Here is an 8,434-nt window from a genome sequence, read left to right as displayed (position 1 = left end):
GAGCAAATCACGCACCGTCAACGACACCCCGACCGAACAGGAGGCCACCCCCGCGGCACTGACCACCTGAACCATCACCTCGAAGAATCACACGACGACGTCGTACACCACGTCCCTGGACTTGACCGCGAGATGTACTGACCGCACGATTGGCAGAGTTGTATTCCTACGCTCCCCAGACGTCGCCGGCGGCGTACAAGAAGGCGAAGGAGGCCCTTGCGGGCAATGAGGAACTCGTTGTCAATGAAGACGAGCTGAGCCGAATGTTGCCGACCGAACCGCCGAGCGGAGAGAAATAGGCAGTCCCAGGGTTTTTGGTCCGAAAGCGCCCTGGGAACATTTCAGGTCTGCGAACTGCGAGTTCCCTTGGCAAGGGTCAAGGTCTGGGGTGCCCGTCGGGGTCATAGCCCACCCCTGCTGACCTGCGGCTCCACAAGAACCGCCGAACTCGCGGCTGCAGCAGTTTTGCTGCCCGGTGGTCACTCGCGGGCCGCTGCGAGGGGTTGCCCCCCGGCCTCATCGGAGCCGGCTTTGGCGGGTGGCGTGCTTGCGGCCGTTGCATCCTCTGCACAAGACCTGGAGTGGGCCGTGTGGGTCGCCGCCGAAGGTGACTTCGTCGATGTGGTCGGCGGTGAGGTCGTCGCTGGCGTGGGGTTCGCGTCCGTAGCCGGGGCACCAGTTGCCGTGTTGGGCGCGGTGGGCGTCGACTGTGGCTTTGCGGCGGGTGCGGTCGCGTGGCTCGCTGGCTTTGGATCCGAACTGTCGGCGGTACCTGTCGTTGTCGCGCCGGTGTTGGGGGCAGCGGGTCTCGTATTGCAGTTCGGGGCAGCCGGGTTCGGAGCAGGGCCGTATGCGTTGGCGGGGCATGTGTGTCCTCAGTGGTGGCTGTTGGGGTGGCGAACGCGGAGCGCAGGTACTGCTTGCACGCACGGCGTGGTCATGGCGTCCTTGCCCAGAGATACCTAACGGGTTTGACGCTCGCGCGTTCGCCAGGTTGTGGGGTTACGAACCCTCGGGTGCGCCGATGCAGACGACGGCAGCTTCGTGGGGGAAGCCGAAGCCGACCCGCATGGTCGCACGGATGCCCAGTCGATCGCTTTCGAAGTAGCGTGACGGGTCGATGCGCAGGTCGACGTCCTGGCGCACGATGATGAACACCCGGCTTCCGTCGATGGCCCAGACAACATCGTCGGGCACCACGGTGTCGGGCACTGACCACAGTGGTACGCCGAGGATCTGCCGGCGGGTGGGCAGCGTCGGGTCGGGCTGCAGCAGTGGTTCATTCGATCCGGTTTCGCGCTTGACTTTGGATAGGGCCAGCACGGTGGCGGCGTTGGCGACGAATGCGGTGACGGTGGCGCCTTCGTTCTCGGCCAGGGAGATCGCCTCGGCGAACGCGTCGGTGTTCGTCAACGTCGTGGTGGTGGTCGCCTGGTAGGCGATGGACTCGACACCGTCAGGCCCGTTGACGGTGGTTGCGGCGAAGAACGCGGCGTCGACCTTGCGGGCGAGGTCGCGGCCGATGCTGTTGCCGACGAGTTCGGTTGCCGCCGGCGAGGAGTCCTGGGCGAGCTCGTTGGAGATGATCGACAGCGCCGCCAACTTGTCGGGCTTGACGGTGATCTCATCGACCCCGGCATCGGAGGGGGTGATGTCCGAGCCTTCCGGGGTCCAGGCGGCGATGGCGTCGTTGGTGACGATCGGGATGCGGAACTCACCGCTGGTGGTGGGGACCACGGTGGCGATCTGCATCGCTACCGAAGCGCGTTCGACGGGCTGAACTACGAGGGCGCCAACTTCCTCGGGGGTGAGGATTCCGCCGGCAGAACTGGTGTACAAGGGCATTTCTGTTGCTCCTGGTGGTCAGACACGCCACACGGGGCGTGCTGCGATTGCTTGGGGATTCCCTCCGGCGCCCGGCCGTTCGGGTTGCCCACCAGGGGCGGTCGTGCAAGCTCAGGGCGGGCACCCGACCCAAAGTCTCTGAGCTGCACGATCATTCTAGCCTGTGCCGCCGACAGGTGTCACTGTCTGCGGCGCTGGTCGGAGAGCACCTTGGACCAGGTGGGGACAGGCGCGGACTGGCTGCGGACCCCGATCCCGAAGTCGGCACCCGCGGGCCAGCCGGGGGTGTAGTTGGTGCCGAGCTGGGGGCGCTGCTCGACCAGTGTGGTTGCAGCGGCGCGGAGTTCATCGGTGCGGATATCGCCGTTGTCGTCGAGGAAGTCGGTCAGGTCGGCTTGTCCGATGTCGAACAGGTCCGCGGGGGTGGCCAGTACATCGGACACGGCCAATTCGGCGTGACGGCGCTGATAGGTGGCGAGTTGGTCGCGGACAGAAGCGAGTTCGGTTCGGGCTTCACGGAGCTGGCGGCGCCGCTTCGCGGCCTCACCGTTGGGTGAATCCTGCTCGGTGTCAACGTCGGTAGTGGTGTCAACGTCGGTAGTGGTGTCGGATTCCGGCACGGTGTTGGCGTCGATGTCGTCGGCGCTTTCGGCGGCGGCGGGTTCGGCGGTGGGGGCTTCGTTCGGTGTGGTCATGGGTCAGTGTCCTTTCCGGTCGATGATGGTGAGGTTAGGGACGTCGTCGGCGGTAAGCCCGGCAGCGTCGAGCTGGTCGCGGAACACCTGCAGATGAGTAGTGAGAGGCACGGTGTAGGTCTCGTTCGGTGTCATCCCAGCGGGGAAGCCGTCGGAGTCAGGGATCACCTCGCCGGGCACGCTGAAGGTGACCGTGGTGCCTACCGTGTCGTTCAACTCAACGATCTGTTCGCGAGTCAGTGGTGCTGGCGGTACCACGTCGCGCGGAGCTTTCGATGCGTCGTCGGTCATGGGATGGTTCTCCTTCTCTTCAGGCCCCGACGTCGTCTGCGTCGGAGATGTGCCAGACACGCTCGGTCTTCGCGTCACCGTGAGCGGGTACCGAAGTGATCCGTGGGGAAAGGCCCGCGGCGCGGCGCACCGACTGCCACGGGTGGCCAGCCGCTTGCCCGGCGAGTTTCGCGTCCTCGGGTGACACCGTGGCGGTGGGTTGCTTGTCGAGCCAGTTGTCGAGCCAGGCTGCCGCGGACTCGTGCCGAGGAGGGTGCTGGTCGGGGACGATCGACCAGATGGCGCGACCTCGTTTCCGGGAGACGGTGCGCATGTCGGGGTGGGCAGTGCGGGCTTGGTGGATGCTGCTGGTCGTGTACCCGGCAGCGTGGCCGGCTTCGATCACAGCAAATGATTCGACGGTGGTGTGGCCGGCTTCGCGTAGCTGCTCGACGTACCCGCTCAACCATTTGAGACACGACAGCTTCGGGCGGGCAGCCTCGTGCGACCTGCGAGAATCCAAGTCGGTGACGTTAGACGGCGGTTCACCGGTGAACTCGAGGTTCACCCCACCTGAACTGGGCTTTCCTGGGGTGAACTCCGGTTCACCGGTGAACTCCGGATTGAGCGCGTAATGCAGTGCCTTTTCGCCGCGGATCGTGACCACCTGGCTAACCTCTTCCAGATGGGGCAAGACGGCGTCAAAGGCCTCGCGGTAGTGCTGTTTGCCCATCGCCCGGCGCAACTCACTACGCGACATCGGCCCTGAGGCGAGCAGGCGCAGGATGCGGCTGCGCACCGTCTTGGCGTGTCGGTCATCGATCATCTCGTCGAACACAGCGCGGCCGATCGCCCGATCGCGCACCTTTGCCCGGGCGGCTTGCCGGTCGTATTCCAGCACCGAGTTTCGAGTGTCGTCCGACTTGGCCATGATCGCCTCGGACAGCTCCCAGTCGCCGGCGGAAACCACCATTCGGTGGTCGAGGACCGCCAGGGCAGCGGCGACCTTGAGCCGGGTCAGGGTTCGGTGGCCGTCGATAGCCTCACCGAGCCCGCGTCCATTGGCCAAGAGCCCGGCGTTGATGTAGGCACGGATCTCCGGCGGCCCGTACTGCATCAGCACCTGGGGGCCTGCCAGCGCCCACGACGGCACCGCCGTGTCCAATACGCGATCAGGGATCGGGCCGGGCTCGTCTGGCATCTCCGGGTCGGTAACCGGCGCCCACGCCAACCGCTGCGGGGTTCCGCCGGACACATCGTCCATCAACACGGCGGTGTGACCGAACTGCGCGCTGATGGACAGACACATCCTGTACGAGTCAGCTGGAACAGCGCGTGTGGTGGCAAGTGATGCGCCCTTGCTGCCCAAACGGTCTCCTGTCAGTGCGGCCTTGAGTGCGGCCCTGGTGTTGTTGCCCTGGCCCGCGTTCAGAGCTGCCAAGTGGTCGATCTCGGACACAGTGATCAGTGCGCGGGTGATCCGATCTTCAGGGTTCTTCTGCTCTTTGAAGAGTTCGGCGATGCCCTGCCCCGAGCCCAGGCCTTCCTCATGGATGTCGGCTGGCCAGACGACGCGACTGAGCTTGTCGGTCACGCCTTTTCCGGCTCCTGACCGGCCTACGAGGACGACCCCCATGTTCAGTGAGGCCGGCGCTGGAGGCCCCGGGAGCATCACGTGGGGGCCGGTGGTGGCGATCGCCCGGAGCAGGACCGCGTACAGCAGGGCCCACGGTGCAACGTAGCTGGCGCGCGCCCACTGGTAGATCAGCTTGAGTTGGTCAGTGGCCGACCAGAAGTTCTCGTCGTTCACGATGCCTTCCTGATGTAGTCGATCTCGCTGCGGCGCAAGAGTCGGCGAGCAGCAGCGGACCAGTCCGCCGCCTTCCAGATGTCTTCGCCGGCCTCGGAGATGGCGTCCTGGTGAATCTCGTTCGACAACGCCTCCCGGACCCCGCCCAAAATCAGGGACAGCAGCTTGCGGGCGTCTTCGTCGGGCAGCCCGCACCATTGCTGAGTGCCCGCGATCGGCAGAGAAGGCAGTCCGAGTACGACATCGTGCTGCGCTGCGATTCTCATTGCGTAGGTATAGGTCTCGAACCAACTGACTTGTCGGGACGACTGGGGAATTTCCTCAGTCGGATACGCGGGAGTGGCCGCCCCGGTGTCAGGGCGGGCCTCCTCTTCGTGGTGCGGTGTGCTCACCGGGGCATGCCTTCGGTCTTCACCGGGTCGGGCTGGCGTACCGATTCGAGCACTTCGATTAGCAGATCGACGGTTCGCAGGTCGATCTTCTTCGGATATCCGCTCTTATCCGCGAGCAGGTCTCTGAGGAACTCGGTCATCTTCTCGACCAGGTCTTCGCGGCGTTGACGCAACAGCTCCAAGTGCCACACCCGAAGGCAGTCAACACAATCCGCCTCGATCCACGACAACCCTGTCTCGGAGTCCTCGTACTCTTGGTCTCGCGCGTCTGCCGGCTTGATCTGCCGGTCGTCGCCCCGGCGCTTGCCCGACGATGGCCCCGACGGATCTCGGTGCAGTGTGATCTTCTCACCACACAACGCCTTGGTGGTGCACCGACCGGCGTCCCAATCCTCCTGGGCCACATTCTTGTACCAGTAGTGCACGAGGTAAGGGTTCCGGGGAAGCCCCTGCCGGTACTTTGTGGCCACTTCTTCGAGTTGGGCGGCATTGAAGTGGCCGTGGCTGTTTCCGGTAGCGACTCGCTGCATCATCTCCGCGTGATCACGGAAGCTGTCCTTCTCGGGGTGGATGATCGCGTGTGTCGTGATCCGTCCGCACTCGGAGCACTTCAGGTCGCCGGTCTCTCGGTGCCAATTTCGGTCGATGGGGCCGGCGAACCAGTAGTTCTCGGCTTTGTGGTTGCGTGGCCGGCGGCATGTCCGAAGGTTTCCGCAAACGCAGCACAAGGCGTTGAGGATGTTGCTCATCGGCCACCCCCGGCGGCTTCGAGGGTGTCGGCGACGCCGTCGAGCAGGAGGGCGGCTTTACGCAAATGGCCCATCGCCGTCACGAGGTCGACCACCGAGAACAACGGGGCCGTCTTCGGAAGGGCCTGCAGCACGGCGTTGCCGTCGTTGCGGGCCAAGTCGACGAGGTTGACCGCCGCGTCGAGTCGCTGCGCGATGTCGGGGGGGCTGCTCAAGAAGACCTGTTCTTCTTGAGCTGACGCGCCACAGCATCCGCGGGTGTGTGTGCCGATGCCGCCGCAGCACGTGCGGGTGGCGCTGTCGACGGGGCACGGATTGTCTGACATCATGGTTTCTAGATCTCCTTTGTGGTTGTGGTGACTGCTGGGTGGTCGTTTTTCCGAAGGGCCTCGGTTGCCGCCGGGGCCTTTCGCATGTCCGGGGTGCGGTCGTCGTCGACCAGCCCCAAGTCGCAGTGCAATTCCTGCGGAAGCGTCCGCATCAGGCAGCGCCTTCGAGCTTGCTGATGTACTCCTCGATCTGGCGGTCGGTCGAGAATCTGAGCTTTCCGACCTTCACACTGGCCAGCTCACCCGATCGCCAGAGCCGGAACACCAGCGATCTGCTTATGCCGCCGAGTTTGAGGCCGACGGCCTCCCAATCGTTCATCCGATCTCCGTTCGAATCTGTCGTGTACGGCGACACACTCTGACGCCACGCACGACATTAACACGGTTGGCGTGATACGCGACACTATTAAGTGCCAGAATGTCGTCATGGGCGACACTTGGTCTTCAGCTTTGCTTCGCCGACTGGGTGAGCTCATCGCGTCCGATCGGAAGGAGAAGGGCGTTTCGGCCGTCAAGTTGGCCGAGGCCACCGCGCAGTTGGGTGCGCCTATTCACCGCGCGGCGATACCTCGAATCGAGAAGGGTGAGCAGGCGGTCACTGTGCCGGAATTGCTCGCTTTGGGAATAGCGCTTGATTCCGACGCTTCCTGGTGGCTCATCCGCGCTGCGGAGGGGCTCGACGTGACGGGCGAGCGTGATGAGCACATCGACTGGCGAGCGACCCTGGTAGAGGTAATGGATCAGATAATCACGCTAGAACAACAACTTAGACAACTGGATTCGGGGCTTGAGAATCTGCGTATGCCCCAGTCTGTGCGGGAGCATCGCCAGGCCGACCGACAACGGTACATTCAAATGATCGAGTCGCTCCAAGAGCAGCGGGAGACTCTGTTAGAGCTTCTTGAAACTCCAGAGCCCGATGAATCTCGTATGCCATCTCATCGAAAGATGGAAAGCAAGTGAACAGGCAACAGCTCCCCCCGCAGATCAAGAAGGTCGAAGTACTCGACCGACGTACAGGGAAACCTGTTGTGCGGTACCGGGTTAAGGTCGACGTCGGCGTAAACCCCGAGACAGGGAGACGGCAACAAGCGAAGCGACACTGCCGCACTGAAAAAGAAGCCCGCAAGCTGCTCTCCGAACTGCAGAACAAGGCCGCCACGGGCACCTATGTGTCCCCTTCAAAGATCACCGTCGAAGAGATTTGCGCGAATTACGTTGCGGGGAGGCATAATCTGCGGGAGTCCTCGCTATCGAAGCTGGTCTACGACCTTGCGCCGCTTCGCGAACGGCACGGGAAGTTGCCAGCCCAAAGGCTCACCAAGGCCCACATCGACCAGCTCGTCACCGATCTCGTCGCAGGCGGCACCAAGACCGCGAAGAACCGCACCCGCCGACCGTGGTCGCCCGTAGCGGTCAATAAGGTCATCGCCACCATCGACCAGCTCCTCGACGACGCTCTGGAGCAGAAGATCGTGACATCTAACGTCGCCGCGAAGGTGGCGCGGGTGTCGGGCGCACAGAAGGACGTCGATACGTTCACCACGGCTGAAGTTGACCAGCTGCGCAAGCAGTTCGCCAAGGACCGGATCGGGCACGCCTGGGAGCTGGCGTTGTATGGGCTACGACGTGGCGAGATCGCCGGCCTTCGTTGGGTCGACGTCGACCTCCCGGCCAAGACGTTGGTGGTGGCCAACAACAGGGTGTCGGCGGGCGGCGCCACTGTCGAGAACGACCCCAAGTCGCAAGCGTCCCGCCGGGAACTGCCACTGCCGGTGCGCCTGGTGACGGTTCTTCGGGCCGCGAAGAAGCGTCAGGCCGCGGAACGGTTGGCGCTAGGGGAGCACTACGGGTCGGGGGAGTATGTGGTGTCCAACGAGGTCGGGGAGCCGTACAACCCGGCGGTGCTGTCCCGATATTGGGCCGACGCGGTCAAGGCCGCCGGGGTTCGGCACATCAAGCTCCACGGAGGCCGTCACACCGCGGCCACGCTGATGCACCTCGACGGGGTACCGGTCGCTGTCATCGCGGCGTGGATCGGCCACTCCGACCCGACACTGACCCTCCGGGTGTACGCGCACTCCCAGGACGAGGCCCTAAAGGCCGCGGGCCAGTCGCTCGATGGGCGTCCGAACAAGAGTTCCGTCTGACTTGTGACCCTTGGTGACCCTGACGGGTCGAGTCGAACGCATTCGAACAGCATCACCGCTGGTCAACGTGGAGCCGATGACGGGAATCGAACCCGCGTATTCAGCTTGGGAAGCTGATGTTCTGCCATTGAACTACATCGGCCTGTTTGATCAGGAAGGTTAACACCTGGCGGTCCCTCGCTGTGGAGGTGGCC

At 64.0% G+C, this 8,434-nt stretch carries 12 protein-coding genes, 1 tRNA gene and 1 pseudogene; 4 read left to right on the top strand and 10 right to left on the bottom strand.

All coding sequences use genetic code 11. The features are described 5' to 3' along the window. Window positions 1-137 precede the first annotated feature (137 nt). Window positions 138-299, top strand: coding sequence for a hypothetical protein (locus ACXMYJ_RS23335; RefSeq protein WP_460358989.1), 162 nt, complete (start codon window positions 138-140; stop codon window positions 297-299). A 217-nt stretch (window positions 300-516) separates the two neighbouring features. Here ACXMYJ_RS23335 and ACXMYJ_RS23330 read toward each other — a convergent pair whose 3' ends face one another. The 9 genes from ACXMYJ_RS23330 to ACXMYJ_RS23290 form a co-directional block, all read right to left on the bottom strand. Continuing rightward, a complete protein-coding gene (locus tag ACXMYJ_RS23330) occupies window positions 517-867 on the bottom strand; it encodes a hypothetical protein (RefSeq protein WP_460358987.1) in 351 nt (116 codons plus the stop codon). 135 nt (window positions 868-1,002) lie between these two features. Then, window positions 1,003-1,845, bottom strand: coding sequence for a phage major capsid protein (locus ACXMYJ_RS23325; protein WP_460358986.1), 843 nt, complete (start codon window positions 1,843-1,845; stop codon window positions 1,003-1,005). 179 nt (window positions 1,846-2,024) lie between these two features. Then, window positions 2,025-2,540: a hypothetical protein gene (locus tag ACXMYJ_RS23320; protein WP_460358985.1), complete on the bottom strand. Its 516-nt coding sequence runs from the start codon at window positions 2,538-2,540 to the stop codon at window positions 2,025-2,027. A gap of 3 nt (window positions 2,541-2,543) precedes the next feature. Next, entirely contained in the window at window positions 2,544-2,831 is a 288-nt protein-coding gene (locus ACXMYJ_RS23315; RefSeq protein ID WP_460358984.1) for a hypothetical protein, read from the bottom strand. A gap of 19 nt (window positions 2,832-2,850) precedes the next feature. Next, window positions 2,851-4,620, bottom strand: a complete 1,770-nt coding sequence (locus tag ACXMYJ_RS23310) for a hypothetical protein (protein ID WP_460358983.1) — start codon at window positions 4,618-4,620, stop codon at window positions 2,851-2,853. Beyond that, a complete protein-coding gene (locus ACXMYJ_RS23305) occupies window positions 4,617-5,012 on the bottom strand; it encodes a DUF2742 domain-containing protein (RefSeq protein WP_460358982.1) in 396 nt (131 codons plus the stop codon). The genes ACXMYJ_RS23310 and ACXMYJ_RS23305 overlap by 4 nt, the downstream gene beginning before the upstream one ends. Beyond that, entirely contained in the window at window positions 5,009-5,761 is a 753-nt protein-coding gene (locus ACXMYJ_RS23300; RefSeq protein WP_460358981.1) for a hypothetical protein, read from the bottom strand. The genes ACXMYJ_RS23305 and ACXMYJ_RS23300 overlap by 4 nt, the downstream gene beginning before the upstream one ends. After that, window positions 5,758-5,976 (bottom strand): hypothetical protein, encoded by a 219-nt coding sequence (locus tag ACXMYJ_RS23295; RefSeq protein ID WP_460358980.1) that lies wholly within the window; start codon window positions 5,974-5,976, stop codon window positions 5,758-5,760. Before ACXMYJ_RS23295 ends, ACXMYJ_RS23300 begins: the two co-directional genes overlap by 4 nt. A gap of 265 nt (window positions 5,977-6,241) precedes the next feature. Continuing rightward, window positions 6,242-6,409: a hypothetical protein gene (locus ACXMYJ_RS23290; protein WP_460358979.1), complete on the bottom strand. Its 168-nt coding sequence runs from the start codon at window positions 6,407-6,409 to the stop codon at window positions 6,242-6,244. Between the two features lie 107 nt (window positions 6,410-6,516). Here ACXMYJ_RS23290 and ACXMYJ_RS23285 point away from each other — a divergent pair, with 107 nt between their 5' ends. The 3 genes and pseudogenes from ACXMYJ_RS23285 to ACXMYJ_RS23275 all read left to right on the top strand — a co-directional run bounded on the left by ACXMYJ_RS23285 (window position 6,517) and on the right by ACXMYJ_RS23275 (window position 8,240). Beyond that, the gene (locus tag ACXMYJ_RS23285; RefSeq protein ID WP_460358978.1) at window positions 6,517-7,053 is read left to right on the top strand and encodes a hypothetical protein; all 537 of its coding nucleotides are present in this window, start codon (window positions 6,517-6,519) and stop codon (window positions 7,051-7,053) included. After that, a pseudogene (locus tag ACXMYJ_RS23280) lies at window positions 7,050-7,247 on the top strand (Arm DNA-binding domain-containing protein); the annotation flags it as partial. The gene ACXMYJ_RS23285 and the pseudogene ACXMYJ_RS23280, both read left to right, overlap by 4 nt. 144 nt (window positions 7,248-7,391) lie before the next feature. Then, the gene (locus tag ACXMYJ_RS23275) at window positions 7,392-8,240 is read left to right on the top strand and encodes a tyrosine-type recombinase/integrase (protein ID WP_460358988.1); all 849 of its coding nucleotides are present in this window, start codon (window positions 7,392-7,394) and stop codon (window positions 8,238-8,240) included. Window positions 8,241-8,308: 68 nt separating this feature from the next. Here ACXMYJ_RS23275 and ACXMYJ_RS23270 read toward each other — a convergent pair. Further along, a tRNA-Gly gene (locus tag ACXMYJ_RS23270) sits at window positions 8,309-8,382 on the bottom strand. Window positions 8,383-8,434 lie beyond the last annotated feature (52 nt).

Source organism: Mycobacterium sp. ZZG, from assembly GCF_054786995.1.
The sequence above is the reverse complement of the archived record's forward strand: the minus strand, read 5'-3'. Positions and strand labels throughout refer to the sequence as shown.